The organism is Sphingobium sp. 15-1 (genome assembly GCF_013375535.1).
Taxonomy (GTDB): Bacteria; Pseudomonadota; Alphaproteobacteria; order Sphingomonadales; family Sphingomonadaceae; genus Sphingobium; species Sphingobium aromaticivastans.
Map to the genome: position 1 here is coordinate 2,235,249 of NZ_JABXJG010000001.1, position 25,718 is coordinate 2,260,966.

The 25,718-nt window shown below is 65.4% G+C and carries 24 protein-coding genes, 1 pseudogene and 1 riboswitch; of the genes and pseudogenes, 18 read left to right on the top strand and 7 right to left on the bottom strand.

The window, feature by feature from the left end:
• Positions 1–80: 80 nt before the first annotated feature.
• Positions 81–962 (bottom strand): LysR family transcriptional regulator, encoded by an 882-nt coding sequence (locus HUK72_RS10640; RefSeq protein ID WP_176596748.1) that lies wholly within the window; start codon positions 960–962, stop codon positions 81–83.
• 100 nt (positions 963–1,062) lie between these two features.
• On the opposite strand from HUK72_RS10640, the gene HUK72_RS10645 reads away from it, so the two are divergent.
• Positions 1,063–2,574, top strand: coding sequence for an acetyl-CoA hydrolase/transferase family protein (locus tag HUK72_RS10645; protein ID WP_176596749.1), 1,512 nt, complete (start codon positions 1,063–1,065; stop codon positions 2,572–2,574).
• Positions 2,575–3,228: 654 nt separating this feature from the next.
• Here the strand turns inward: HUK72_RS10645 and HUK72_RS10650 are convergent.
• Complete coding sequence (locus tag HUK72_RS10650) at positions 3,229–3,759, bottom strand: hypothetical protein (RefSeq protein ID WP_176596750.1); 531 nt, start codon at positions 3,757–3,759, stop codon at positions 3,229–3,231.
• Positions 3,760–4,082: 323 nt separating this feature from the next.
• Between HUK72_RS10650 and rpsM the strand changes: the two genes are divergently transcribed.
• From rpsM to guaA, 8 genes are all read left to right on the top strand, one after another.
• Positions 4,083–4,451: a 30S ribosomal protein S13 gene (rpsM, locus tag HUK72_RS10655; protein ID WP_066553341.1), complete on the top strand. Its 369-nt coding sequence runs from the start codon at positions 4,083–4,085 to the stop codon at positions 4,449–4,451.
• A gap of 88 nt (positions 4,452–4,539) precedes the next feature.
• Positions 4,540–4,929 carry a 30S ribosomal protein S11 gene (gene rpsK, locus HUK72_RS10660; protein WP_004208752.1) on the top strand — a complete coding sequence of 130 codons (390 nt, stop codon included), beginning with the start codon at positions 4,540–4,542 and terminating at the stop codon, positions 4,927–4,929.
• Positions 4,930–5,051: 122 nt separating this feature from the next.
• Positions 5,052–6,116 (top strand): DNA-directed RNA polymerase subunit alpha, encoded by a 1,065-nt coding sequence (locus HUK72_RS10665; RefSeq protein WP_176596751.1) that lies wholly within the window; start codon positions 5,052–5,054, stop codon positions 6,114–6,116.
• Between the two features lie 144 nt (positions 6,117–6,260).
• Complete coding sequence (gene rplQ / locus HUK72_RS10670; protein WP_176596752.1) at positions 6,261–6,686, top strand: 50S ribosomal protein L17; 426 nt, start codon at positions 6,261–6,263, stop codon at positions 6,684–6,686.
• A 465-nt stretch (positions 6,687–7,151) separates the two neighbouring features.
• On the top strand, positions 7,152–9,503 hold the full coding sequence (locus HUK72_RS10675) for a prolyl oligopeptidase family protein (protein ID WP_369805988.1): 2,352 nt from the start codon (positions 7,152–7,154) through the stop codon (positions 9,501–9,503).
• Between the two features lie 266 nt (positions 9,504–9,769).
• On the top strand, positions 9,770–10,318 hold the full coding sequence (locus HUK72_RS10680; protein ID WP_176596753.1) for a hypothetical protein: 549 nt from the start codon (positions 9,770–9,772) through the stop codon (positions 10,316–10,318).
• Positions 10,319–10,367: 49 nt separating this feature from the next.
• On the top strand, positions 10,368–11,621 hold the full coding sequence (locus tag HUK72_RS10685) for a TCR/Tet family MFS transporter (protein WP_176596754.1): 1,254 nt from the start codon (positions 10,368–10,370) through the stop codon (positions 11,619–11,621).
• A 42-nt stretch (positions 11,622–11,663) separates the two neighbouring features.
• Positions 11,664–13,223: a glutamine-hydrolyzing GMP synthase gene (gene guaA, locus HUK72_RS10690; protein WP_176596755.1), complete on the top strand. Its 1,560-nt coding sequence runs from the start codon at positions 11,664–11,666 to the stop codon at positions 13,221–13,223.
• Between the two features lie 104 nt (positions 13,224–13,327).
• On the opposite strand, the gene HUK72_RS10695 is transcribed toward guaA, so the two are convergent.
• Positions 13,328–14,068: a 3-oxoacyl-ACP reductase family protein gene (locus HUK72_RS10695; RefSeq protein WP_176596756.1), complete on the bottom strand. Its 741-nt coding sequence runs from the start codon at positions 14,066–14,068 to the stop codon at positions 13,328–13,330.
• A 172-nt stretch (positions 14,069–14,240) separates the two neighbouring features.
• On the opposite strand from HUK72_RS10695, the gene HUK72_RS10700 reads away from it, so the two are divergent.
• Positions 14,241–14,807, top strand: a complete 567-nt coding sequence (locus HUK72_RS10700) for a TetR/AcrR family transcriptional regulator (protein WP_255325667.1) — start codon at positions 14,241–14,243, stop codon at positions 14,805–14,807.
• 51 nt (positions 14,808–14,858) lie between these two features.
• Here the strand turns inward: HUK72_RS10700 and HUK72_RS10705 are convergent, their stop codons facing one another.
• Positions 14,859–15,119: a DUF6356 family protein gene (locus HUK72_RS10705; RefSeq protein ID WP_176596758.1), complete on the bottom strand. Its 261-nt coding sequence runs from the start codon at positions 15,117–15,119 to the stop codon at positions 14,859–14,861.
• 105 nt (positions 15,120–15,224) lie between these two features.
• Between HUK72_RS10705 and HUK72_RS10710 the strand changes: the two genes are divergently transcribed.
• Positions 15,225–16,412, top strand: coding sequence for an aminotransferase (locus tag HUK72_RS10710; RefSeq protein ID WP_176596759.1), 1,188 nt, complete (start codon positions 15,225–15,227; stop codon positions 16,410–16,412).
• On the opposite strand, the gene HUK72_RS10715 is transcribed toward HUK72_RS10710, so the two are convergent.
• From HUK72_RS10715 to HUK72_RS10725, 3 genes and pseudogenes are all read right to left on the bottom strand, one after another.
• Positions 16,367–16,876, bottom strand: coding sequence for a hypothetical protein (locus HUK72_RS10715; protein ID WP_176596760.1), 510 nt, complete (start codon positions 16,874–16,876; stop codon positions 16,367–16,369). The genes HUK72_RS10710 and HUK72_RS10715 overlap by 46 nt on opposite strands.
• Positions 16,877–16,960: 84 nt before the next feature.
• Complete coding sequence (locus HUK72_RS10720; RefSeq protein ID WP_176596761.1) at positions 16,961–17,755, bottom strand: SDR family oxidoreductase; 795 nt, start codon at positions 17,753–17,755, stop codon at positions 16,961–16,963.
• 55 nt (positions 17,756–17,810) lie between these two features.
• Positions 17,811–18,642: pseudogene (locus HUK72_RS10725) on the bottom strand (alpha/beta fold hydrolase).
• A gap of 122 nt (positions 18,643–18,764) precedes the next feature.
• On the opposite strand from HUK72_RS10725, the gene HUK72_RS10730 reads away from it, so the two are divergent.
• From HUK72_RS10730 to HUK72_RS10760, 7 genes are all read left to right on the top strand, one after another.
• Entirely contained in the window at positions 18,765–19,757 is a 993-nt protein-coding gene (locus HUK72_RS10730; RefSeq protein WP_255325668.1) for a GlxA family transcriptional regulator, read from the top strand.
• A 62-nt stretch (positions 19,758–19,819) separates the two neighbouring features.
• Positions 19,820–21,253, top strand: coding sequence for a DNA recombination protein RmuC (gene rmuC / locus HUK72_RS10735; RefSeq protein WP_176596762.1), 1,434 nt, complete (start codon positions 19,820–19,822; stop codon positions 21,251–21,253).
• A 384-nt stretch (positions 21,254–21,637) separates the two neighbouring features.
• Entirely contained in the window at positions 21,638–22,324 is a 687-nt protein-coding gene (locus HUK72_RS10740; protein ID WP_336950591.1) for a nicotinate-nucleotide adenylyltransferase, read from the top strand.
• A gap of 12 nt (positions 22,325–22,336) precedes the next feature.
• Positions 22,337–22,741 carry a ribosome silencing factor gene (gene rsfS, locus HUK72_RS10745; RefSeq protein WP_176596764.1) on the top strand — a complete coding sequence of 135 codons (405 nt, stop codon included), beginning with the start codon at positions 22,337–22,339 and terminating at the stop codon, positions 22,739–22,741.
• 43 nt (positions 22,742–22,784) lie between these two features.
• Positions 22,785–23,222 (top strand): 23S rRNA (pseudouridine(1915)-N(3))-methyltransferase RlmH, encoded by a 438-nt coding sequence (locus tag HUK72_RS10750; protein WP_176596765.1) that lies wholly within the window; start codon positions 22,785–22,787, stop codon positions 23,220–23,222.
• 126 nt (positions 23,223–23,348) lie between these two features.
• A complete protein-coding gene (locus tag HUK72_RS10755; RefSeq protein ID WP_176596766.1) occupies positions 23,349–24,584 on the top strand; it encodes a peptidoglycan DD-metalloendopeptidase family protein in 1,236 nt (411 codons plus the stop codon).
• 275 nt (positions 24,585–24,859) lie between these two features.
• Positions 24,860–25,048: riboswitch (yybP-ykoY riboswitch) on the top strand.
• A gap of 18 nt (positions 25,049–25,066) precedes the next feature.
• Entirely contained in the window at positions 25,067–25,645 is a 579-nt protein-coding gene (locus HUK72_RS10760) for a TMEM165/GDT1 family protein (protein ID WP_176596767.1), read from the top strand.
• Positions 25,646–25,718: the final 73 nt, after the last annotated feature.

Consider the following 25,718-nt stretch of genomic DNA (forward strand, 5'->3'; position numbering starts at 1 on the left):
CCAGACGGCGGGACTGGGCGCTCATGAGCCACCCGCCTCATTCGAGTGCCTTCGCAGAAGTGCTGTGGGCAGGGTGAATGCTACAATTTTTCGCCGGGGAAATTCTCCTTGAGGAAGTCCAGCACCACCCGCGCCCTGGGCGGCAGGCGTTTGTGGGAGGGGTGGACGGCCCAGATGTCGAGCGGGGCGATGTGGCTTTCCGGCAGGACCGGGACCAGCCATCCCGCTTCGATGTCGGCCCGCACCCGGACGGCGGGGAGCAGGGCGATGCCGAGGCCGCTGAGCGCGGCGCGGTGGACCGCTTCGCTGCTGTCGCTGCGGAAGATGCCGCTCACCACCCTCTCCCGCCCGTCGATGGTCCAGCGAGCGGGCACGTCGCCATAGGCGTAGGCGATGCAGATATGGGCGGGGAGGTCTTCGGCGGAAGACGGCGCGCCATGGCTGGCCAGATAGGCGGGGTGCGCGACCAGCAGCCGGGGCAGCAGGCCCAGCGGATGGACGACCAGGCTTTCGTCGCCCACCGGGCCTACCCGCAAAGCGAGGTCGAGGCGGTCCTCCACCACATCGCGTTGCCAGTCGGTCATCGCGCAATCGAGCTGGAGCGCGGGATAGCGGGCAGTCAACGCGCCCAGCCGCTCGACATAATGAAGGCCGAGCGCGGTGGTGAAGCCGATGCGCACCAGCCCGCCCGGTTCGTTGCGGACCGGACCGACATCCTGTTCCGCCACCTCCAGCGCGTCCAGCATGGCGCGGGCGTGGACCAGCAGGCGGTCAGCCTCCGGCGTGGCGATCAGCCGGCGCGTGGTGCGATGGAACAGGAGCGCGCCGAAATGCGATTCCACCTGATCCAGCCGACGGGCTATCGTCGTATGACTGGCGTGCATTTCTTCGGCCACGCGGGAGAAATTGGGTTTTTCGCATAGCCGGACGAATGTCCGCAGGGCGATCAACAGATCGGACATTTGCACGAGACTCGCACAGATATTGTGCGGCTAATCCTTATTGTCTGATCGGCCGAAAAGCCAGATGCCAGCGCGCAAGGAATGCAGGAAGAGGATGCCCATGACCGATCGCATCGCCCATGCCGGGCTGGCCGCCAAATGCCGGACGGCCGAGGAAGCCGCGGCGCTGATCCGCAACGGCATGGCCGTGGGGATGAGCGGTTTCACCGGCTCCGGCTATCCCAAGGCGGTGCCGCTGGCGCTGGCCAAGCGGATCACCGACGCGCATGCGGCGGGCGATCCCTTCCGGGTCAAGGTGTGGACCGGCGCGTCGACCGGGCCGGAGCTGGACGGCGCGCTGGCGCAGGCCGACGGCGTGGAGTTCCGCCTGCCCTATAATAGCGACCCCATTGCCCGCGAGCGGATCAACAAGGGCCAGATGCAATATTTCGACATGCATCTGAGCCAGGTCGCGCCGATGGCGTGGCAGGGTTTTCTGGGCGATCTGGATGTCGCGGTGGTCGAAGTGACGGGGATCACGGCCGGGGGCGAGTTGATCCCCTCCGCCTCCGTGGGCAACAACAAGACCTGGATCGACCGGGCCAAGGGCGTGATCCTGGAGGTCAATCGCTGGCAGAATCCGGCGCTGGAGGGGATGCACGACATTTATTACGGCACGGCGCTGCCGCCGCATCGCCAGCCGATCCCGCTGGTGCGCGCGGACCAGCGCATCGGCCAGCCGACCTTCCGCTGCGATCCGGACAAGGTGATCGCGGTGGTCGAGACGGATGCGCCGGACCGCAATGCGCCTTTCAAGGCGCCGGACGACAAGGCGCGGGCGATTGCCGGGCATTTGCTGGAATTTCTGAGCCATGAGGTGAAGAAGGGGCGGCTGCCCGCTTCGCTGCTGCCCTTGCAGTCGGGGGTGGGGAATATCGCCAATGCGGTGCTGAGCGGCCTGATCGACGCGCCGTTCGAGGATATGGTCGCCTTTACCGAGGTGATCCAGGACGGGATGCTGGACCTGCTCGACGCGGGCAAGCTGCGGATGGCGAGCGCGACGGCCTTTTCACTGAGTCCGGAGGCGGCGGCGCGGATGAATGCGGATATGGGGCGGTATCGGGACCGGATGATCCTGCGGCCGCAGGAGATCAGCAACCATCCCGAGCTGGTGCGGCGGCTGGGCTGCATCGCGATGAACGGGCTGATCGAGGCGGACATCTATGGCAACGTCAATTCGACGCATCTGATGGGATCGCGCATCCAGAACGGCATTGGCGGGTCGGGGGATTTTGCGCGCAACGCCTTCCTGTCGATCTTCATGACGCCGTCGACCGCCAAGGGTGGGGCGATCTCCGCCATCGTGCCGCATTGCAGCCATGTCGATCATATCAATCAGGATGTGCAGGTGATCGTGACCGAGCAGGGGCTGGCCGACCTGCGCGGGCTAGCGCCCCGGCAGCGGGCGGAGGTCATCATGGAGAAATGCGCGCACCCGGACTTCCGGCCGATGCTGAAGGACTATTTCCGGCGGGCGATGGCGGGGTCTTATGGGTTGCAGTCGCCCATGTTGCCGGGGGAGGCGTTGGCCTGGCACCAGCGGTTCATCGATACGGGGACGATGCGGGGATAGGTTGGGGTGGAGATGGGGATGAAGTGGCCGGACTGGCATTTGTCGTTCGATTTGGCCAATAGTTGCCATTAAGCGCGCCGTGCTCCTGCGCAGGCAGGAGCCCAGTTCAGGCGGTGCGATGATGCACGAAGAGCGGGACTGGGCTCCTGCCTGCGCAGGAGCACGTTTTGCACAAGGCGAACATCAACGTCCGCTTCTCACCCAAAAAACCGCCATCAAAAATGAGAGGGGCCGCTGGAGGGGATAAGTCTCCAACGGCCCATCATTGACATGGTCAGCGGCCGGAAGCGCCGCCCAAGGGAAACGGTAATCGCGCTATTTTCCAGATATGACGCTCCGCCCGCGGAACCGCGGTCGACAGTCGCCCTATTCTGGAAAACCGACGCTAAAAGGCGTCGCTCAGCGGCGCGTTCCCCGAATGGACTTGACCGACCCCATTGCTGAACCATGAGACATCGGATCACCTCCTTTCGCTAGTTGAAGCCCCTATAGCCGTTCCCGGTACTGGTCCTTCGCCGTCTATGAAATGATATGTGAATCAGACGGGCTGCATGTTCAAGGCTTGTAAAATTCTTTTTTCGAATCATACTTCTACGTCCGCGTTTCGCAGGCGATTTGCTTCGAAAATTCCGGAAATTCCCTGAAATCAGACAGTTAGGCGCGACAGTCCTCAACGACGCGGCCGACCTCCGCCCAGGCGGGGAGGATCAGCGCGGGCAGGCCCTGCACTTCCACCGCGAAACGGCCCCGGCTATAGGCGATCTGATCGAGCGCCGTGTCGCTGGCGGCGCGGATCGCCTGCGTCGCGGGGGAGGTTCCGGCGGCGGCGCTGGCGGGCCAACTGACCGCGCCATAGCTGGTGCGCAGCGTCATCGCCGTTCCGGCCAGGCCCGGCCGCAGGAAGCTGATGCGCCGGGCCGCCCGGTCGCAGCGGATGACGAGCAGGCTGCTTTGCGCGTCGGGGCCGAACAGTGCGGCCGATCCGGCGCCGTCGACCTGATAGCGCCAATCGCCGGGCGTAGTGTCGCGATCCTGCCATTCGACCGGCGCGGGCGGCGCGGGCTGTGGCGCCGGGGCGGGCCGGGGCGCGGGGGCCGGAGCAGGCGCGGACCGCTCGGGCGCGCCGACGCAGGCGGCCAGCAGCAGGAAGGCGGACGGGACGGCGATGGGCAGGGTGAAACGCATCCCGCCTCCATGCCCCAGGGAATGGGATGGCATCAACCCGAAAAGGGCGGAATGATCGGCCCGGTCCGGTCGCAGGAGCGGGCCTGAAGAAGCGCGGGATTTCACCGCTTTTGCGCCGACCCGCCGTTGACAGTGGGGGACCGAATCGGTAAGGGCACCCCTTCCCGATACGCTGACGAGCGGCAGTGCAGTGGCACTGGCCGTCTTTTTTGCGTCTTGGGGTCTATCGAATCGGCTGCAAGTCCTTATCAGGGGATTTTCAGCCCTGACGCTTTGAGATGGGGCGGCGCCAACCGCCCCGTGGAGCAGGAGTACAGAATACCATGGCACGTATTGCGGGTGTCAACATCCCGACCAACAAGCGCGTGATCATCGCGCTCACCTACATCCACGGCATCGGCCGCAAGACCGCCGCCGACATCGCTGACAAGCTGGGCATCGACCACAGCCGCCGCGTTCAGGACTTGTCGGACGCCGAAGTCCTGCAGATCCGCGAAGCGATCGACGCCGACCTCACGGTCGAGGGCGACCTGCGCCGCGAAACCGCGATGAACATCAAGCGCCTGATGGATCTGGCCTGCTATCGCGGCCTGCGTCACCGCAAGGGCCTGCCGGTTCGCGGCCAGCGCACGCACACCAATGCGCGCACCCGCAAAGGCAAGGCTAAGCCGATCGCTGGCAAGAAGAAGTAATTCGTCCGGGGGACGAATTACTCCGCCGGAGGCAGCCCTCCCTGGGCACAGCCTCGGTTATTCAGATTTCTGTAGGAAGAGCTAAAAAATGGCACGCGAACCCCAGCGCATCAAGCGCCGCGAACGCAAGAACATCTCGGCCGGCGTCGCGCACGTCAACGCCAGCTTCAACAACACCATGGTGACCATCACCGACGCCCAAGGCAACGCCATCTCGTGGTCCTCGGCCGGCATGATGGGCTTCAAGGGCAGCCGCAAGTCGACCCCGTACGCCGCGCAGGTCTGCGCCGAAGACGCTGGCCGCAAGGCAGCCGAACATGGCGTGCGCACCCTGGAAGTCGAAGTGAAGGGTCCGGGTTCGGGCCGTGAATCGGCTCTGCGCGCTCTGCAGGCCGTCGGCTTCCACATCACCTCGATCCGCGACGTGACGCCGATCCCGCACAATGGCGTGCGTCCTTCCAAGCGCCGCCGCGTCTGATCATCGACGCCAAGGCTTTGGCGGGCGGCGGACGCGTCGCCCGCTTACCCATCTGCATCGGTCGGAACGTCCTGTCGGGTCAGGATTTTTGAACGTTTCGACCCCATCCCCAGGGGAAATACATGACTGTCAACATGAAGAACTGGCAGGAATTGAAGAAGCCCAACAGCCTTGAGATCAAGGTGGCGGGCGACGGCAAGCGCAAGGCGACGTTCGTCGCTGAACCTCTGGAGCGCGGCTTCGGTCTGACGCTTGGCAATGCGCTGCGCCGGGTTCTTCTGTCCTCGCTCCAGGGCGCGGCGGTCACCTCGATCAAGATCGAGAACGTCCTCCACGAATTCTCCTCGCTCGCCGGCGTGCGCGAAGATGTGACGGACATCGTCCTCAACATCAAGCAGGTCGCGCTGCGCATGGAAGGCGACGGTCCCCGCCGTCTCCAGCTTTCCGCCACCGGCCCCGCCGAGGTGCGTGCGGGCGACATCACCACCGTGGGCGACATCGAAGTGATGAACCCCGATCTGGTGATCTGTCATCTGGACCAGGGCGCGACGCTGAACATGGAACTGACCGCCGACGTCGGCAAGGGCTATGTCCCCGCCGTCGCCAACCGTCCCGCCGACGCCCCGATCGGCCTGATCCCGATCGACGCGCTCTACTCGCCGGTCCGTCAGGTCGCCTACAAGGTCGACAATACCCGCGTCGGCCAGGAACTGGACTATGACAAGCTGTCGCTGACCGTCGAGACCGACGGCACCGTCACGCCAGAAGACGCGGTGGCCTATGCCGCCCGCATCCTGCAGGACCAGCTCCAGCTCTTCGTCCACTTCGAGGACGCGCTGCCCGTCGCCGCTCCGGCTGCCGGCGCCGCCGCCGGCGGTTCGGCCAGCGAAGGCGAAAGCGACGCGAACCAGATCAACCGCTATCTGCTCAAGAAGGTGGACGAACTGGAACTGTCGGTCCGCAGCGCCAACTGCCTCAAGAACGACAACATCATCTATATCGGTGATCTGGTCCAGAAGACCGAGGCCGAGATGCTGCGCACCCCGAATTTCGGCCGCAAGTCGCTGAACGAAATCAAGGAAGTGCTGTCGTCCATGGGTCTGCGCCTGGGCATGGACATCCCCGGCTGGCCGCCGGAGAATATCGAGGAAATGGCCAAGAAGCTCGAACAGGAGCTGCTGGGCTGATCCCTTTCCACACCGTCCTTGGATTCACTCCAGGGACGGTGTGAACTTCGCCTGTTTTTTCAGGCAGGGAAATGGGGGCGCCCTTAATTGCCGCCTGGTCTGGGGTACCTGAAACGGCCCCTTAACGAACGGAAGGAAAGACATATGCGTCACAAGGTTGGTCATCGTAAGCTGCAGCGCAGCGCCGGGCATCGTAACTCGCTGCTCCGCAACCTCGCGGCTTCGCTCATCAAGCATGAGCAGATCCTCACCACCACGCCCAAGGCGAAGGAACTGCGTCCCTACGTCGAAAAGCTGATCACCCTCGCCAAGAAGGGTGGCCTGTCGAACCGTCGTCTGGCCCATGCCCGTCTGCAGGACGACACGCAGCTCACCAAGCTGTTCGACGTCCTGGCCGAGCGCTACAAGGATCGCAACGGCGGCTACACCCGCGTGATCAAGGCCGGCATCCGCGCTTCGGACGCGGCGCCGATCGCGATCATCGAGCTGGTCGACCGCGACGTCGATGCCAAGGGTCAGGATTCGGGCCCGGCCCAGAACGCCGAAGCCGACGAGCTGGAAGCGGCCTGATCCGCTGACGGCTTGCGCAAGCAAGCAGATGAAGAGGGCCGCGGCTTCCGGAAGGAGGCGCGGCCCTTTTCTGTTCCAGACCGTGTCGGATGGGGCTGCACGCTGTTGGGGGATTTCGTGACGCTTGGGGACGTTGCCGGTCTCGTTTGGGGTGGAGGATGTCTGGGACGTTGCGCGATCCGGTGAGCCCCCACCCCCGGCCCCTCCCCTGAAGGGGAGATGAGATGGAACTGGTTCACTTGCATCCCAAGTTCGCCGCATTGATTTCGTCCTCTTGGGACTGGTCCGGTCTGGCTTCCTTCCCCACGCTCAGGAAAGAAACGCGGGGTTCCGGGTCCAGTCCGAGATGACATTGGTGTCAGAACTTCGATTCCGCTGCGCTGGCCCTGTCCGCCGGCTCATACGCGTGGATGCGCAAGAATGCCCTTTGTTTTCTGGCCTTTCCACGCCATGAGAAACCGGAAAATGCGAATGGGATTGCGGGGGGATTGGATGCGCGCCTTTGGCTATTTTGCTTTGGCGGCGCTGTTGCTGACCACCCTCCCCCTCCGCGCGGCACCGGTTGAGCATGACGGATCGACATCGGAACGCCAGTCCCCCGCCACGGAGGACGGCACAAGCCGAGGCGGGGCCCCATCTCCGATCAGCAATTCCCCGAAAATCGCTCTGGAGATGGATTCCCGGCTTCGCGGGAATGACAAGGATTTACGCGGCTATGACACGGGCGCGGCCAGCCCTGCGCGGGACTTGCTCTATCCCGCCGCCCGGCGGCTCGATCTGGTCGAGGATCATTTCGGAATCAAGGTCACCGATCCCTATCGCTGGCTGGAAAACGACCTGCGCGGAGATCCCACCGTCCGCGACTGGGTGGCGCAGGAAAACCGCCTAACCCGCCGCTTCATCGACGGCCTGCCGGGGCGCGACATCCTCAAGCGGCGTATGCAGGCGCTGCTCGCCCATGGCCGCTACACCATCCCGCGCAAGGCGGGTGGGCGTTATTTCTACGGCTATAACAAGGGCCTCCAGAACCAGACGCCGCTTTATGTGCGCGAAGGGCTGGCCGGGCGGCAGCGGCTGCTGATCGACCCCAACGACTGGGCCGAGGACGGGTCGGACGCGCTGGCGGAATGGGCGCCCTCCCCCGACGGTCGCTTCCTGCTCTATGCCGTGCAGGAGGCCGGGAGCGACTGGCGCACACTCAAGGTGCTGGACGTCGCGACGGCGAAGCCGCTGGAAGACGCGGTGCAGTGGGTCAAATTTTCCCAGCTTGCCTGGGATGGGCAGGGTCAGGGCTTTTTCTATTCCCGCTTCGCCGCGCCGCAGGATGGCGCGGGCCTGCAATCCGCCACTGTCGGGCAGCAGCTTCATTATCACCGGCTCGGCACGCCGCAGGCGCAGGATCAACTGATCTACGCCACCCCCGACCAGCCCAGGCTGAGCCATACCGCGCAAGTGACGCAGGACGGCCGCTGGCTGGTGATCAGCAGCTTTCAGGGCACGGACCCGCGCCGGGAACTGCATGTCGCGGAACTGACCGGGGGCAAGGTGAAGGTCCGGCTGCTGGTCAAGGGGCTGACCAACGATTGGCGGCTGATCGGCAGCCGGGGGCCGACGCTCTATTTCATCACCGACCAATATGCCGCGCATCTGCGCGTCGTCAGCATCGACGCCCGCTATCCCCGTCGCAGCGGTAGCCAGGTCGTGGCGGAGCGCATGGATACGCTGGCGGGCGGATCGCTGGTCGGGGACCGGCTGATCCTGGCCTATCTGTCCGACGCGGAGACGGTGGCAGAGCTGGTCGACCTCAACGGGCGCAAGGTCAGCGACGTGCCGCTGCCGGGCATGGGCACGGCAGCCGGTTTCGGCGGGCGGGACGGCGATCCGGAAACCTTCTTCAGCTTTTCCGGCTTCACCACGCCGTCCAGCATCTATCGCTTCGACACGGCGACGCTGCGTTACGAGCTGTTCGCGCGGCCGGACCTGCCCTTCGACCCCGACGATTATGGCATAGAGCAGATCAGCTATCCGTCGAAGGACGGCACGATGATCCCGATGACGGTGATCCGCAAGAAGGCGCTGGCCCTGTCGAAAACGCCCGCCCCGACCATCCTCTACGGCTATGGCGGCTTCAACATCGCGCTGACACCCGGCTATTCCGCGACGCGCATGGCCTGGCTGGAGCAGGGCGGCGTCTATGCCATCGCCAATCTGCGCGGCGGCGGGGAGTTCGGCAAGGCGTGGCACGATGCCGGGCGCCTGGCCAACAAGCAGAATGTGTTCGACGATTTCATCGCGGCGGGCGAATATCTGAAGGCCAATGGCTATACGACGAAGGACGGGCTGGCGATCGAGGGGCGGTCCAATGGCGGGCTACTGGTCGGAGCGGTGGTGAACCAGCGGCCCGACCTGTTCGCCGCCGCCCTGCCCGCCGTGGGGGTGATGGACATGCTGCGCTTCGACCGCTTCACCGCCGGGCGTTACTGGATCGACGATTATGGGTCGCCTGAGCGGGAAGAGGATTTCCGGCTGCTCTATGCCTATTCGCCCTATCATAATATATTGAGCGGGAAGGATTATCCGGCGATCCTGGTGACGACGGGCGATACCGACGACCGGGTGGTTCCGGCGCACAGCTTCAAATATGCGGCGGCATTGCAGGCGGCGGAGCTGGGGGGCAAACCGCGCCTGATCCGTATCGATAGCAAGGCGGGCCATGGGTCGGGCAAGCCGGTTGACAAGCTGATCGACGAATATGCGGACAACTATGCCTTCGCGGCGCACTTCACGGGGCTGCGGATCAAGGATGGGGCGAAATAGGGTTGGGGCGAGTGGGTGGGCGGGACCGATGGCGGACATTGATATTTGGTCTGGATAAAACGTGCTCCTGCGCAGGCAGGAGCCTAGTCCCACCCTCAGTTCATCACCGCGACTAAGGGACTGGGCTCCTGCCTGCGCAGGAGCACGCACCGCTTCGTGGCTGCGACTGGCCAAACCCGCCATGCGCCGAGTTGAAGGCGTCGTTCAGCCCTCCGACAGCCGGACGGGCCTAGCCATCGGGCCGAACTGGATGAGGGATGCGGGTCATGAACAAGGCAAGGTGGATGACGGGATCGCTGATGGCGGTGGCGCTGCTGGCGAGCGGCGCGGCGTCGGCGCAGATGCAGCCCTCGCAGAGCTATCCGCAGGACCAGGGCGACCTGTCGGACGAAGCGCAGCCACCCGCCGACGAAGCCCCCGCGCCCGAGGACCGGGCCAATCCGCCCCGCGCCGACGATGATTTTTCGGATGTGGTCGGTGCCGATCAGGAGCGCGCAGCCCCAGCGCCCGGCAGCGAGCGCTATGGCCGGCAGGATGATCTGGCCAACGCCGCTCCGGCCGACCGGGAGAATGAGGAGGCGATCACCCATTGCGCCCTCGCCGCCCGCGAGGAAGCCGAACGCGACGGCGGCTATGCCGAGGTGCGCCAGGTGCAGGAGCCGCGCGAAACCCGCAGCGGCTATGATGTGGAGGGCGATGTCGAGGTCCGCTCCGGCTGGCGGGCGCAGGACGGCACGTCGCGGCACTTCACCTGCTCGGTGCAGAACGGCCGGGTCGCGGACGTCTATTTCCGGCGGGACCGCGCCGGGCGCTGACCGGCCCCGAAGGCTTGGCAGCACGGAGCGGAATCTCTAGGCGGAGAGCATGTCCGCCCGCCTGCCCCATCGCCGCGCTGCCGCGATCGCTTTCATCCTGGTGACGGCGCTGCTCGACGTCATGTCGATGGGGATCATCATTCCCGTCCTGCCGCAACTGATCGAGAATCTCTCCGGGTCCAATGCGGCGGCGGGGATGTGGAACGGGCTGTTCGTAGCGCTCTGGGCCGGGATGCAGTTCCTCTGTTCGCCGGTCATCGGGTCGCTTTCCGACCGGTTCGGGCGGCGGCCGGTGATCCTGGTCTCGGTGGCCGGGCTCGCGCTCGATTTCCTGCTGATGGCGCTGGCGCCCAATCTCTGGTGGCTGGCGGTGGGGCGGATGCTGGCGGGGGTGACATCCTCCAGCTTCACATCGACCTTCGCCTATATGGCCGACATCACCCCGCCGGAAGGCCGGGCGCGGGGCTATGGGCTGATCGGGGCGGCGTTCAGCGGGGGCTTCGTCGCCGGGCCGCTGCTGGGCGGGGTGCTGGGGGAGATTTCGCTGCGGGCGCCCTTCTGGGCGGCGGCGGGCCTTTCGGGGCTGGCCTTTTTCTACGGGCTGTTCGTGTTGCCGGAATCGCTGGCCGCCGACAAGCGGATGGATTTTTCGTGGAGGCGGGCCAATCCGTTCGGCGCCTTGCGGCTGCTGCGGTCGCATCCGGAGCTGTCGAGCCTGGCGGTGGTCAATTTCCTGCTTTATTTCGCGCATCACCTCTTCTCCGCCGTGTTCGTGCTCTATGCCGGGGATCGCTATGGCTGGGGGGCGTGGCAGGTGGGGACGCTGCTCGCGCTGGTGGGCCTGATGGACATGGGCGTGCAGGGGATATTGGTCGGGCCGGTGGTGAAGCGGCTGGGCGACCGCACGACCATGGTGATCGGGCTTGGCTTCGGCGCGGTCGGGATATTGGCGATGGGGCTGGCGCCGACCGGCTGGCTGTTCGTCGCGGCAATGTTTCCCAATGCGCTCTGGGGCCTTGCCATGCCGACCATCCAGTCGCTGATGACGCAGCGCGTGTCGGAGTCCGAGCAGGGCCAATTGCAGGGCGCGAACAACAGCGTCGGGTCGATCGCGGGCATCGTGTCGCCGCTGTTCTTCGGCACGGTCTATTCCCTGTCCGTGGGCGCGAAGCCGCTGCTGCCCTTCATCGGCAGCGCCTTCCTGATCGCGGCGGGGGTGTTGGCGGGCGGGGCCGTGCTGGGATGGGCGGCGGGGCGGCGCGATGACGCGGCTTTGCTGGACAAGGGGGCGCAAGCGCACTAACCGGGCGCGAATCCCTTCCTCTGGACATATAAAGGCGATTCGATGACGCTGCCCCTTCAGGATTCCATCCTTATCGTGGATTTCGGCAGCCAGGTGACGCAGCTCATCGCCCGCCGGGTGCGCGAGGCGGGCGTCTATTCCGAGATCGCTCCGTTCAACAGCGCCGCCGAAGCCTTTGAGCGGCTGAAGCCCAAGGGCATCATCCTGTCTGGCGGCCCCTCCTCGGTGATGTGGGAGGACAGCCCCCGCGCCCCGCAGCATTTCTTCGATGCGGGCATTCCGATCCTGGGCATCTGCTACGGCCAGCAGACGATGATGCAGCAGCTTGGCGGCCATGTCGAAGGCGGCGAGAGCGGTGAATTCGGCCGCGCCTTCATCGAGGTGAAGAAGGGCTGCGCGCTGTTCGACGGGCTTTGGACGGAGGGTGAGCGCCATCAGGTCTGGATGAGCCACGGCGACAAGGTGACGCGGCTTGCGCCCGGCTTCGAAGTGGTGGCGGTGAGCGAGGGCGCGCCCTTCGCGATCACGGCGAATGAGGAAAAGCGCTTCTACGCGACGCAATTCCACCCCGAGGTCGTGCATACGCCGGACGGCGCGAAGCTGCTCGCCAATTTCGTGCGCCATGTCTGCGGGCTGGCCGGCGACTGGACCATGGCGGAGTTCCGCGCCACCAAGATCGCGGACATCCGGGCGCAGGTGGGCGAAGGCCGGGTGATTTGCGGGCTGTCGGGCGGCGTCGACAGCGCCGTCGCCGCCGTGCTGATCCATGAGGCGATTGGCGACCAGTTAACCTGCGTGTTCGTCGACCATGGGCTGATGCGGCTGGGCGAGGCGGAGCAGGTGGTGAGCCTGTTCCGCGAGCATTATGGCATCAAGCTGGTCCATGTGAACGCCGAGGAACGCTTCCTGGGCGGGCTGGCGGGCCTCACCGACCCCGAGAAGAAGCGCAAGTTCATCGGCGGCGAGTTCATCGCCGTGTTCGAGGAAGAAGCGAAGAAGATCGGCGGGGCGGACTTCCTGGCGCAAGGCACGCTCTATCCCGACGTGATCGAGAGCGTCAGCTTTACCGGCGGGCCTTCGGTGACGATCAAGTCGCACCATAATGTCGGCGGCCTGCCCGAGCGCATGAACATGAAACTGGTCGAGCCGCTGCGCGAGCTGTTCAAGGACGAGGTGCGCGTGCTGGGCCGCGAATTGGGGCTGCCGGAGATTTTCGTGGGGCGGCATCCTTTCCCCGGACCGGGGCTGGCAATCCGCATTCCGGGCGAGGTCAGCAAGGAGCGCTGCGACATATTGCGCAAGGCGGATGCGGTCTATCTGGAGGAAATCCGCAACGCCGGGCTGTACGATGCGATCTGGCAGGCCTTCGCAGTGCTGCTGCCGGTGCGGACCGTGGGCGTGATGGGCGACCATCGCACCTATGACAGCGTCTGCGCACTGCGGGCAGTGACGTCGACCGACGGCATGACGGCGGACATCTATCCGTTCGACGCCGCCTTCCTGAGCCGCGTGGCGACGCGGATCATCAATGAGGTGAAGGGCATCAACCGGGTGGTGTACGACTACACCTCGAAGCCGCCGGGCACGATCGAGTGGGAGTGAGGGAAGCCAAGCGGCGGCCATGGCGTGGTTTCGCCGTCGCTTAAAGGCCGTTCGCTTTCCTATTTCACCCCCATTGCCTTCACATCCTCCTAGCGGCCCGCTTTTCAGGTGTTCAGGCCGCCATCCACGGCAATGGTGGCGCCCGTTATCTGCCGGGCCGCCGGACTGGCGACGAAAGCCACAGCGGCGGCTATGTCTTCGGGCATGCCATAACGGCCCAGGGGCGTCAGCGCACGCAGCATGTCGCCATGGACAGCATCGGCAGGGTTCATTTCCGTATCGGTAAATCCGGGCTGGATCAGATTGGCCGTGATGTCGCGCGGCCCCAATTCCCGAGCGAGCCCCCGCGTGAAGCCCACGAGCGCGGACTTTGTCATGGCATATACGGCCACTCCCGCAGCCTGGGTGCGTTCAGCGACGGACGAACCAATGGTGACGATGCGCCCCCCTTCTCCCAGATGCCGCATGGCGGCTTGCGAGGTGAGCACCACAGCGCGGACATTGACGCTCAAAAGCGCGTCGATGTCCGCAAGGCTCATGTCGGCGGTCATATTGATGCGGGCGATGCCGGCGTTGTTGACCAGAATGTCGAGCCCCCCAAGCTTGGCGACCGCCTCGCCAACCAGGCGGTCCACCGCAACCGGATCGGCACTGTCGGCTTGAATGGCGATGCCGCGCCGCCCCTTGCCTTCGATGGCCTGGATAACTTCCGCAGCGCGGTCGGCGGAGCGTTCATAGGAAATGGCGACGTCCGCTCCATGATCCGCCAGCGTTAGCGCGATGCCAGCCCCGATACCGCGTGATCCGCCCGTCACCAGCGCGCGCTTGCCTGAAAGGGCCGTCATAGATGTCTTCCTTTTTGTAACGATCACTGCATAATTGCTATTTGGATTGCCCAATGCTGTCAATCCAATTACAGATCGATCGATGCAGAAATCGCTCTCGGCTGGAAATGCTGGCGAAAAGGCCAAGTCAGCCGCTCGCGGGCGCCCCCGTGCATTCGACCGACAAGCCGCCTTGGCGCAGGCGACCCGACTCTTCTGGCTGAAAGGCTATGAGGGGACATCCATCACCGACCTTACCGCGGTGATGGGCATAGGCGCGACCAGCCTCTATGCCGCGTTCGGCTCCAAAGACGCGCTCTATGTGGAAGCGCTGCATCATTATGGCGCCGAATATGACTCGCGGGTCTGGACCAATTTTTTTTCGGCCTGCACTGCTCGCGAGGCGGTCATGGCTCTGCTGTCGGACTCGGCCGCGGCATTGACCAGCCCGGCCGCCGATATGCCCAGCGGCTGCATGGTGACGCTTTCGTCGGTCGGCAGCGAAGATCATCCTGAACTCGCGAAACTCGTGCGATCGGGCCGTGCGGCAGCGTTGGATCGTATCGAGAGCCGGCTCCGCCAGGCGGTTGCGGAGAAGGAGCTTTCAGATTTGGTCGATCTTCACTCGCTCGGGCGTTTCATCCAGGCGGTTTTGAGCGGCATGTCGATCCTTGCCCGCGACGGCGCCAGCCCTGCGGAATTGCAGGCGATCGCAGAAGTCGCCATGCTGAAATGGGACGCGACCGCTGGCGATCCCTAGCCGCTGGATCGTGTCCGCAAAGCGGAAGCGGGCGAGTCTCCGGCGATTTCCTTAGATCTCATATTCCGGCCGCCATTGCGGGCTGAGATAAGCGGGTTCGGGAAGGTCCGGCTGGCGTTGCCGCATTTCGTCGTACAGCCGCTTGACCGTGGCGCTGCCGGTGCGGGTGAAGATGGCCGGCACCAGCCCATGGATCATGCAGGCGAGCCCGGCCCGCACCATCAGGAAACCGAAGCGCGTCGCCACATGGAAATGCTGGCCGTAGCTTTCGTTCACATCTCTGGGATGTTGCAGGAACAGGCGGTCGATCATCTCTGCTCGCTCAATGATGGTGGGAAAGACGCCATGCTAATGCATCCGGAGGCGCAAGCAGAGGGCCGATCGCGTGCAACTTGACCCCTTGCCCCAAAACCCGGCATGTCGGCGGGCATGAGCGCCCGCGATCCTCTTGGCCATCCCGTCTATCGGGACATGCCCACCACCATTTTCGAGAAAATGTCGGCCCGCGCCCGGGAAACCGGCGCGATCAATCTGGGGCAGGGCTTTCCCGATTCGCAGGGGCCGGAGGAGGTGCTGCGCGCCGCCGCCGATGCGCTGCTGACCCAGTCCAACCAATATCCACCCATGGCGGGGCTTGCCGAACTGCGGGAGGCGGTGGCGGCGCATTATGCGCGGCATCAGGGCATCGACCTTGCGCCGCAGGAGGTCATCGTCACCTCCGGCGCGACGGAGGCGATCGCCGCCAGCCTGCTCGCGCTGGTCCGGCCGGGCGATGAAGTGCTGGTGCTGGCCCCGCTTTACGACGCCTATCTGCCGCTGATCGAGCGGGCGGGCGGCGTGGCGCGGGTCCTGCGGCTCACCCCGCCCGACTGGCGCATCGGGCGCGCAGCGCTGGAGGCCGCCGTCACCGAAAACACCCGCTTCCTGTTGATGAACAATCCGGTGAACCCGACCGGCATCGCCCTGCGCGACGAGGAACTGGCGCTGCTGGCGGAATTTTGCGTGGAGCATGATCTGATCGCGATCTGCGACGAGGTGTGGGAGCATGTCACCTTCGATGGCGCCGCGCACAAGCCGCTGATCGGCTTTCCCGGCATGCGGGACCGGACAGTGAAGATCGGGTCGGCGGGCAAGATCTTCTCGCTCACGGGCTGGAAGGTCGGCTGGATGTGCGCCGCGCCGCCCATCGCCACGCTGCTGGCGCGGGCGCATCAGTTCGTCACCTTCACCACCCCGCCTAACCTGCAATGGGCGGTGGCCGAGGGGCTGGCGAAGCCGGAGGGCTGGTTCGCCGCCATGCGCGAGGGTTATCAGGCGTCCCGCGACCGTCTGGCGGAGGGGCTGCGCGGGGCGGGCTATGCCGTGAATTCCAGCGCCGCCACCTGGTTCGTGACCGTCGACCTGCCCGCTTCGGGCATCGCCATGGATGACGTCACCTTCTGCGAGCGGATCATCGATGAGGCGGGGGTCGCGGCGATCCCGATTTCCGCCTTCTATCCCGCCGAGCCGGTGACGCACCTCGTCCGCCTCTGCTTTTCCAAGGCGGACGATGTTCTGGATCAGGCGGTGGCGCGATTGGCGGCGTTCCGTTCGTCCCTGGCCTGACCGCGCCGCAGCAGCGCGGCGCCGAGGACCAGCATGGCGATCAGCAGCGCGCCCTGCGCGGCGAGCATGACGACGGGCTTCAGGGCGCTCAGCACCGCCACCTTCTGGAACGCCTGCACCACCAGCACGAACAGGTTGAGCCACAACGCCATGGTCGCGCCGATGGCATAGGCTGCCCGTGCCCAGCTTGCGCGGTCCAGCGCGAAGAGGGCGACGAAGGCCACCGCCAGAGCGACGATCGAGATCACCCCCACCCCGATCGCGGGCGTGAAGCCGTGAAAGGGGAAGAGGAAGCCGGTGAGGCTGGTGAGCAGCGTCGTCACCAGAAACACCGCTTGCGTGCGCGGCACCCACCAGCCCCGCGCCATGGCCGGGAGAGCGATGAGGCCGCTTGCGATGCCGATCAGACTGATACCGACATGCAGCGCGATGAACTGCGGCAGGGGGATGAGATCGAGGATCATGACACGCTTCCTTGATGAAACCGTCACTTTCCTCCCCGTCATTCCCGCTTTGGCGGATATGACGGGGAGGAGAGGTGCGCCATATTACTCCACCGCTTGCATCACCCCATAGCGGGGCGCCGCATGGGCGAGCGACAGATTGGGCCGCAGCGCCGCCCGGGCGGCCAGATAAGCGTCAAGCTGCGCATTGTCGGGCAGGGCGGGAATGGTGATCGGCTCGCCCATGTCGAAACCGGCGAGCGCGGCATCCACCATCTCGCCCGCTTCCATCACCATGGACGGCGGAAAGTTGGCGAGTTGCTCATCGCTCCAGATCGCGGTCCGCGTGACTCCGGGCAGCACCGCCTGCACGCGCACGCCCTTGGACCCCAATTGCGCTTGGAGCGCTTCGGTGAAAGCCAGCACGAACGCCTTGGTCGCGGGATAGACGGCGCTGAAACTCTCCGGCATCAGCGCCGTGACCGAGGTGATGTTGATGATCGCCCCCGCGCCCTTTTTCGCAAGGCGCGGCGCGATGGCGGAGGAGAGCCGCGTCACCGCCAGCACGTTGAGGTCGATCATGCCGGTCAGATAGGCGGGATCGGTGTCGAAGAAGCTGCTCTCGCCCGCGATCCCGGCATTGTTGACGAGGCCGGTGATGCTGTCGTCATCGCGCAACCGGGCTTCGATTCGGGCGAGGTCTTCCGGGTCCGCCAGATCGGCCGCCAGCACCTCGACATGGACGCCGGTTTGGGCGTGCAGTTGGTTGGCGAGATCGGCAAGCTTGTCCACGCGCCGGGCGACGAGGATCAGATTGGCGCCGCGCCGGGCTATCCGGTCGGCATAGATCGCGCCGATCCCGTCCGAGGCGCCGGTGATGAGGAATCTTTCCTGAGTCATGGTTATTTCCTTGCAGTAAGCACAGCGTCGGGGGCGCGAAGTCCCCCTTCGCGGTTCAGCCGTTGATGAAATCCAGCAGGTCGGCGTTGAACCGATCCTGATGCGTCTGCGTCAGTCCATGATCCGCCCCTTCATACACCTTCAACACGGCGTGGGACACGATCTTGACGGTGGAGAGGGCCGACGCACCGATCGGCACGATCTGGTCGTCGTCGCCGTGCAGAACGAGCGTCGGCACATCGACCTTCTTCAGATCGGCGGTAAAGTCGCTTTCCGAAAAGGCTCGGATGCTGTCGAGCTGCCCCTTCAGACCGCCCGCCATGCCCTGCCGCCAGAATTCCTCGCGCAGACCTTCGGAGACCGCCGCACCTTCCCGGTTATAGCCGTAGAAGGGGATGGTGAGATCCCTGAAGAACTGGCTGCGATTGTCGAACGTGCCCTTGCGGATGCCGTCGAACACGTCGATCGGCAGGCCGCCGGGATTGGCTTCGGTCTTCAGCATCAGCGGCGGGACGGCGCCGATCAGCGCCAGCTTCGCCACGCGTCCGGTGCCGTGGCGGCCGACATAGCGGGTGACTTCGCCGCCGCCGGTCGAATGGCCGACCAATATGACGTCATGCAGGTCCAGCGTCTCGATCAAATCGGCCAGATCGTCGGCATATTGGTCCATATTGTTATTGTCCCACACCTGGTCCGAACGGCCGTGGCTGCGGCGGTCATGGGCGATGGCGCGAAAGCCCTGACTGGCGAAGAAGACGAGCTGCGCGTCCCAGGCATCGGCGCTCAGCGGCCAGCCATGGGAGAAGAGGATCGGCTGGCCGTCGCGCGGCCCCCAAATCCTTATGGAAGATGCGGGTGCCGTCCTTGGTGGTGATGAAATGGCTCATGATGACTTCCCTTCCGATGAAGGGCGCTTCCGACGCCCTGTGGTTGAAGAGATAGGGGAAGCGGCCCATGTTCGGCATTGGCGGACCCGACATTAAGCGGGCCAATTCCGACATGAGGCAAGATGATGGCTGAGATGACGCTCCCCAAGGCCGAGGTCGGGATAGTGCTGTATCCCGGTTGCCAGATGGCGATGGTCCATGGCTTGACCGACCTGCTGACGATCGCCGGGCATTTCTCGGCCCAGCATGGCCGCCCGGTCGTGCGGGTCAGCCATTGGGAACGGGACGGGGAGCATGGCTTCACGCGCAGTCATGACACGCATGAGGCTGGTTTCCCGGGCGGCACGCCTGAAATCCTGGTGATTCCGGGCCGCCTGACCGGCCCGCCGGATGCGGAGGAATCAGCGCCCTATGCGCGCTGGCTGCTGGACCGCCATGCGCAGGGCGCGACGCTGGCGTCCAATTGCGGCGGCGCCTTCATGCTGGCGGCGACGGGGCTGCTCAGCGGACGACCCGCCACGACGCACTGGATGTTCGCGGATCGCTTTCGCGAGCGCTTTCCCGATGTGCGGCTCGATTGCGACCGGATGGTGATCGACGATGGCGACATCATCACGGCGGGCGGGCTGATGGCCTGGACCGATCTGGGCCTGCGGCTGGTCGACCGGCTGCTGGGGCCGACGGTGATGCTGGATACGGGCAAGTTCCTGCTGGTCGATCCGGCGGGCCGCGAGCAGCGCCATTATGCCCGCTTCGTGCCGCGCCTCACCCATGGCGACGAGCCGATATTGAAGGTCCAGCACTGGTTGCAGGCGCGGGAGGCCAAGGTGGTCAGCGTCGGAGAAATGGCCGGGCAAGTGGGCATGGAAGAACGCACCTTCCAGCGCCGTTTCAAAGCCGCGACCGGCATGACCCCGATCGAATATGCCCAGCATCTGCGGATCGCCAAGGCACGCGAGCTTCTGGAATTCACCCGGCGCACGGTCGATCAGATCGCCTGGAGCGTCGGCTATGAGGACGCGGCCGCCTTTCGCAAGCTGTTCCACCGGCTGGTCGGCCTGTCGCCCGGCGATTATCGCCAGCGCTTCGCCGTGCCCCATGCGCAGGCGGCATGAGGAGGCTTGCGGCAATGACGTCACGCCGCTAGGTTCACCTTTCGTTCCATAAAGGGGTATATATGGACAGCCTGGCCGTCATTCTTGTTGTTGTCGCACTGGTCGCGGGGCTGGGGATCGGCTGGCTGTTGCGGGGCAAGTCCGTGGCGCCTCTTGTGGCGGAAAAGGCCGATCTGGCGGGCAAGCTCGACATGGCGGCGGCCCAGCGCAATGCGGCGCTTCAGGAACTGGTGGTGGCGCAGGAGCGCGCGGCGCAGGCGGCGGATCTGGCGCAAAGGCTGGATGCGGAGCGGTCGGCGCGGGAACTGGTGGCGCGGGAGCTGGCGGCGCTGCGGTCCGACACGCAGGCGCGGGCGGAAGCCTTCGAGGCGCAGATCGCCGCGCTCAAGGACGCCAAGGAGCAGCTTTCGGCCCAGTTCAGCGAGATTGGCGGCAAGCTGCTGCATCAGGCGCAGAGCCATTTCCTCGAACGCGCCGACCAGCGCATGGCGCAGGCACATGAGAAGAGCGAAGCGCAGCTCAAGCAGTTGCTGCATCCGGTCAATGAAACGATCCAGCGCTACGACCAGAAGATCACGCAGATCGAGCAGCAGCGCACCGAGGCGTACGGTATATTGCGCGGCGAGATCGAATCGATGAAGACCGGGCAGGAGGCGGTGCGCGCCGAAGCGCAGCGGCTGGTCGATTCGCTGCGCCATGCCCCCAAGGCGCGCGGGCGGTGGGGCGAGCAGCAGTTGCGCAACGTCCTCGAAACCTGCGGCCTGTCCGAATATGTCGATTTCCATACCGAGGTCAGCGTGGAGGGCGAGGATGGCCGCCTGCGCCCCGACGCGATCCTGCGGGTGCCGGGCGGGCGGGCGCTGGTGATTGACGCCAAGGTGTCATTGAACGCCTATCAGGACGCCTATGGGGCGGAGGGCGACGAGGAGAAGAAGCGTTTCCTGTCCGCCCATGCCGCCGCGATGCGCGCCCATGTCGAGACGCTGGGGCGGAAAAGCTATGCCGACCAGTTCGAGGACGCGCCCGACTATGTGATCATGTTCGTGCCGGGCGAACATTTCCTCTCCGCGGCGCTGGAGCATGATCCGCAGCTTTGGGACCATGCCTTCGGCAAACGCGTGCTGCTGGCCACGCCGACCAACCTCATTGCCATCGCCCGAACCGTGGCGGCGGTCTGGCGTCAGGAGAAGATGGCGGACGAGGCCAAGCGAATCGGCATGCTCGGTAAGGAACTTTATGAACGACTGGCGGCGGCGGCGGGCTCGCTCAAGAAGCTTGGCAACCGGCTCACTGGGGCGGTGGCGGATTATAACAGCTTCGTGGGAAGCTTCGAAGGCCGCGTGCTGGTGACGGGACGCAAGCTGCGCGACCTCAATATCGAAACCGGTGGCAAGGAACTGGAAGAACTGGAGCCGGTGGAGGCGCTGGTCCGGGAACCTGTGTCGGCGGAAGCCGTGCGGGCGTTGCCGGAGGCTCTGCCGAATGCGGCGGAATAGGCGTGTAGGACTCGGTGGGATATTAGGAGGCTAATTATATTGTTTGGCCGCTTTCCTGCTGTTTGCATCGGGCTATGGTGGGATGTTGGTCCATATGGCCTGCCTGGTAGCAGTATTCATCCACATAATCGCAAGATTCAAAGTCGGGAGATGGGTTCCCGCCTTCGCGGGAACAACGGTGAAGGGTGGTAAAGAACACGGATGTTGGCGCTCCAGGGTGAACCGTGCTCCTGCGCAGGCAGGAGCCCAGTCCTGCCCTTAGTGGATCATCGCAGCGTCTGAACTGGATTCCTGCCTTCGCAGGAACATGATGCGTTTAATGGCAGGGGATGATCAAAACTAGCAGCGCCTATCGACAAAGCGGATTAACTTAGCTCGCTAAGCATCTATCCAGGTCACGCGGGATTTGCTCCAAACCGCGCCAACTGGCATGAGCGAATCATGAAACGCATCGGCCTTCTCGGCGGCTCCTTCAATCCGGCGCATGGCGGGCATCGGGCCATTTCCCGGTTCGCGATTCATGCGCTGAAGCTCGATGAGGTCTGGTGGCTGGTGTCTCCCGGCAATCCGCTGAAGCCCAAATCCGGCATGGCGCCCTTCCCCGCACGCCTCGCCCACGCGCAAAAAGTTGCGCGGCGCAACCCCATCCGCCCCACCGCGATCGAGGCGGAACTCCGCACCCGCTACACCATCGACACGCTCAAGGCGCTCCGGCGGCGCTATCCGCGGCATCGCTTTCTCTGGCTGATGGGCGCGGACAATCTCGCCCAATTCGGCCAGTGGAGGAACTGGCGCGGCATAGCCCGGATAATGCCCATTGCCGTGATCGCCCGGCCCGGTTATGATGAGGCCGCCCGTGGCTCACCGGCCATGAGCTGGCTGCGGCGCTTCGTCCGGCCCGCACGCCAGAGTGCAGCATGGACGGATTGGAGACCGCCGGCGCTTGTGCTTCTGCGCTTTCGCCCTGATCCAAGATCGGCGACCCTGCTGCGGCAGGCAGACCCCCTCTGGCATCGCGAATATGAACAGAAACGCGTGCGCGACCCGCTCACGCGCCGGTTGATTGTCTAGAATGGAGCCCGTTTGACCAGACCGCATCCCGCCAACGACACGGCCCAAGCCAATATGGTTCCAGGGGCCGACAGCGTTGCCGCCCTGCACGACCTTGTCTTGAAGTCGCTTGACGACGACCAGGCGCAGGAAACCATTTCCATCCCCCTCGAAGGCAAGAGCAACATCGCTGATCATATGGTGATCGCGAGCGGGCGCTCGTCGCGTCAGGTCGCGTCGATGGCGCAGAAGCTGGCCGAACGGATCAAGCAGGCGACCGGGCGGTCCGCCCGCGTCGAGGGCCTGCCCGTGGCCGACTGGGTGCTGATCGACGCCGGCGACGTGATCGTCCACCTGTTCCGGCCGGAGGTGCGCAGCTTCTACAATCTGGAACGGATGTGGGGCTTCGTCGACGCGCCGGTGGCGGGAACCGCCTGACCCGCCCTTCGACAAGCGCGCCATGAACCGTTAGGGGGAGCGCATGCTCCTCCACATCATCGCGCGCGGAAAGATCGGGCGCTCGCCCGAGGCGGAACTGGTCGACCGCTATGCCAAGCGGCTGACCATGCCGTTCAAGATCACTGAATTGCCCGAAGCTTCGGGCAGAAATGGGGGCGGCAAGCTGCCTCCCGCCCCGCAGGCTTGCGTGACCGTGATGCTGGACGAGAAGGGCCGACAGCTCGGCTCGATGGAGTTCGCCAGGCGCATTGGGGACTGGCGAGATTCCGGCAAGCGCGAATGCCGCTTCCTGATCGGCGCCGCGGACGGCTTCGACGATATGGAGCGGGACAATGCCGATCTGCTGATCGCTTTCGGCGCCATGACCTGGCCGCACATGATGGCCCGCGCCATGCTGGCCGAGCAATTGTGGCGGGCTTGTTCGATATTGGCGGGGCATCCTTACCATCGCGAGGGGTAGCGTTGCAGCGGGACCAGTTGCTGCGAAGGCAGGAACATGGAGGGATTGAGGTTCTTTCATTCCGCCGAAACACGGCTTAGTCAGGGACAGTCGGCGCCGAAGCTCGGAACCGGCCGGGGGCTTCAGGTGAAACGGACGGCGATCATCGCGACATTCCTCGCGGGCGCGGCGGCGCTGGCCGCTTCACGCCTGCCCGCCGCCGATGGCCAGGCGATCATCCTCCCCAGCACTGGCGGCACCAGCCTGGCCGAAGAACAATCCGCGCTCAAGGCAGCGCGCCGCCAGTCGGAGGAGGCCCGCGACCGTTCCGAACGGCTGGAACGGCAGGCGGCGGCCGCCCGCGACGAGGCCGACCAGGCCCGCCGCCGCGCCGCCGCCATGGCCGCCCGCATCCAGCAGGCCGAAGCCGACATCCAGGCCGCCCAGGCCCGCATCGCCATCATCGCCCGGCTCCAGCGCGCGCAGGCCACCCGCCTCGCCGCCAAACAGGAGCCGGTCGTCCGCCTGACCGCCGCCTTGCAGATGATGGCGCAACGGCCGCTGGCGCTGGCGCTTGTCCAGCCCGGATCGATCAGCGACGCCATCCATATGCGCGCCGTGCTGGGCCAGGTGCTGCCCGTCATCCGCGAACGCACCGCCGGGCTGCGCGCCGAGCTGGACCGCAGCCGCGCCTTGCGCGCAACGGCGGAGCAGGCGGCGGATTCGCTCGGCCAGAGCCAGCGCGACCTGAAGCAGCGGCAAGCCGCGCTCCAGACGCTGGAAGCGCAGAAGCGGCTCGCCGCGCAGGATTACCGGGCCAATGCCGATCTGGAGAGCGACCGCGCCCTGGCTTTGGGGGAGCGCGCCCGCGACATTGTCGACCTGATGGACAGGCTGGAGGAAGCGGGCGACCTGCGCGATCGGCTGGCCGTCCTGTCCGGCCCCGTTCCGCGCCCCGCCCGGCCGGAGCAGGCCCGCGCCGCCGCGCCGCAACGCGCGCGCGGTCCCAGCGCGCCACCGCCCTATCGCCTGCCGGTCGTCGGGCAATTGGTGACGGGCATGGGCGAGGTGTCCGAAAGCGGCGTCCGCTCGCGGGGGCTTACCATCGCCACCCGGCCGGAGGCTCTGGCGGTGGCGCCGACCGCGGGGCGCATCGTCTTTGCCGGGCCGTATCGCGGCTATGGGCAGATCGTGATCATCGACCATGGGGGGGGCTGGACGACGCTGATCACCGGCCTGCTTCGCCTCAACGCGGCGGTGGGGGACAGCGTGCGGCAAGGCGATCCGATCGGCAATGCGGGACCCGGGCGGCCGAGCATCACCGTCGAATTGCGGCGCAACGGGCGGCCGGTCGACATCGTGCCGTTGGTGGGTCTGGGATGATGGCGGGGGAGGATGGAGGGCGGCGTCTGCTTTCCTTGAACTACACCGTGCTCCTGCGCAGGCAGGAGCCCAGTTCCACCCTCAGTGTATCGTCGCACCGCCTGAACTGGGCTCCTGCCTGCGCAGGAGCACGGGGCGCTTAAACGGTAGCGAATGGCCGTCTTCGGTCCTCATTCCATCCACCCCATGAACGGGGGACCGCCGCGAGCCGTCATTGGGGCCGCGCTTCCCTTTCGCGCCCGCCGCTTGCCTTCGCGCCTGATTCATCCTAGAGAGCGCCCGTCATCTGGGGAGTAGCCAGCCGTTCCGCCTACGGGACGGGCCGTTCGTCAACATATTTGACCGAGAGGTCATGGCGGGCGGGATGCGGGGATCATCCTCGCATCGGGCGAGACCAATGGCATCGCTTTCCCCATCCGGCCGGGCGGGGGAGGGCGGTGGCATTGTGTCTTCCTTCTTCGCCCGGCCCTGGAACGACCCGCATGGAAGCCATCCTCACCTCCACCACGCTCGTCGCGCTCGCGGAAATGGGCGACAAGACGCAATTGCTGGCGATGCTGCTCGCCACCCGTTTCCGCAAGCCGGTGCCGATCATCCTGGGCATCCTCTTCGCGACGCTCGCCAATCATTTCCTCGCCGCGCTGGTCGGCCATTCGGTCGCGGGCGTGCTGACCCAGCCCTGGTTCCGCTATGCCGTCGCCGCGAGCTTCATCACCATGGCCGCCTGGACGCTGATCCCCGACACAATCGACGAGGACGAGCCGCTGAAGGCGCCGAGCAAGGCGGGCGTGTTCGTCACCACGCTGATCGCCTTCTTCCTGGTCGAGATGGGCGACAAGACGCAGGTGGCGACCGTGATGCTGGGCGCGCGGTTCGACAATGTGTTCGCCGTCACCGCGGGCACGACGCTGGGCATGATGATCGCCAATGTGCCCGCCGTGCTGTTCGGGGACGTGCTGGCGAAGAAAGTGCCGATGCGGGCGCTCCAGATCGGCGCCGCCCTGCTCTTCCTGGGGCTGGGCCTGTGGATGATTGCTGATTTGCAGGGCTGGATCGGCTAAAAGAGCGCAAGGCGGTTGTCAGCGGGCGGCGGCTGTTGCAAGGGAACGCCAAGAGTCATCCCCTTTCAACAGA

Coding starts and splice junctions, on each gene's coding strand:
- HUK72_RS10650 (WP_176596750.1), bottom strand. CDS start 3,759: ATGCGTTTCACCCTGCCCATCGCCGTCCCGTCCGCCTTCCTGCTGCTG.
- HUK72_RS10750 (WP_176596765.1), top strand. CDS start 22,785: ATGCTCCTCCACATCATCGCGCGCGGAAAGATCGGGCGCTCGCCCGAG.
- HUK72_RS10720 (WP_176596761.1), bottom strand. CDS start 17,755: ATGACTCAGGAAAGATTCCTCATCACCGGCGCCTCGGACGGGATCGGC.
- HUK72_RS10730 (WP_255325668.1), top strand. CDS start 18,765: ATGATGGCTGAGATGACGCTCCCCAAGGCCGAGGTCGGGATAGTGCTG.
- HUK72_RS10640 (WP_176596748.1), bottom strand. CDS start 962: ATGTCCGATCTGTTGATCGCCCTGCGGACATTCGTCCGGCTATGCGAA.
- HUK72_RS10645 (WP_176596749.1), top strand. CDS start 1,063: ATGACCGATCGCATCGCCCATGCCGGGCTGGCCGCCAAATGCCGGACG.
- HUK72_RS10760 (WP_176596767.1), top strand. CDS start 25,067: ATGGAAGCCATCCTCACCTCCACCACGCTCGTCGCGCTCGCGGAAATG.
- HUK72_RS10665 (WP_176596751.1), top strand. CDS start 5,052: ATGACTGTCAACATGAAGAACTGGCAGGAATTGAAGAAGCCCAACAGC.
- rmuC (WP_176596762.1), top strand. CDS start 19,820: ATGGACAGCCTGGCCGTCATTCTTGTTGTTGTCGCACTGGTCGCGGGG.
- HUK72_RS10675 (WP_369805988.1), top strand. CDS start 7,152: ATGCGAATGGGATTGCGGGGGGATTGGATGCGCGCCTTTGGCTATTTT.
- HUK72_RS10710 (WP_176596759.1), top strand. CDS start 15,225: ATGTCGGCGGGCATGAGCGCCCGCGATCCTCTTGGCCATCCCGTCTAT.
- rplQ (WP_176596752.1), top strand. CDS start 6,261: ATGCGTCACAAGGTTGGTCATCGTAAGCTGCAGCGCAGCGCCGGGCAT.
- HUK72_RS10680 (WP_176596753.1), top strand. CDS start 9,770: ATGAACAAGGCAAGGTGGATGACGGGATCGCTGATGGCGGTGGCGCTG.
- HUK72_RS10705 (WP_176596758.1), bottom strand. CDS start 15,119: ATGATCGACCGCCTGTTCCTGCAACATCCCAGAGATGTGAACGAAAGC.
- rpsK (WP_004208752.1), top strand. CDS start 4,540: ATGGCACGCGAACCCCAGCGCATCAAGCGCCGCGAACGCAAGAACATC.
- HUK72_RS10685 (WP_176596754.1), top strand. CDS start 10,368: ATGTCCGCCCGCCTGCCCCATCGCCGCGCTGCCGCGATCGCTTTCATC.
- HUK72_RS10715 (WP_176596760.1), bottom strand. CDS start 16,876: ATGATCCTCGATCTCATCCCCCTGCCGCAGTTCATCGCGCTGCATGTC.
- HUK72_RS10695 (WP_176596756.1), bottom strand. CDS start 14,068: ATGACGGCCCTTTCAGGCAAGCGCGCGCTGGTGACGGGCGGATCACGC.
- guaA (WP_176596755.1), top strand. CDS start 11,664: ATGACGCTGCCCCTTCAGGATTCCATCCTTATCGTGGATTTCGGCAGC.
- rpsM (WP_066553341.1), top strand. CDS start 4,083: ATGGCACGTATTGCGGGTGTCAACATCCCGACCAACAAGCGCGTGATC.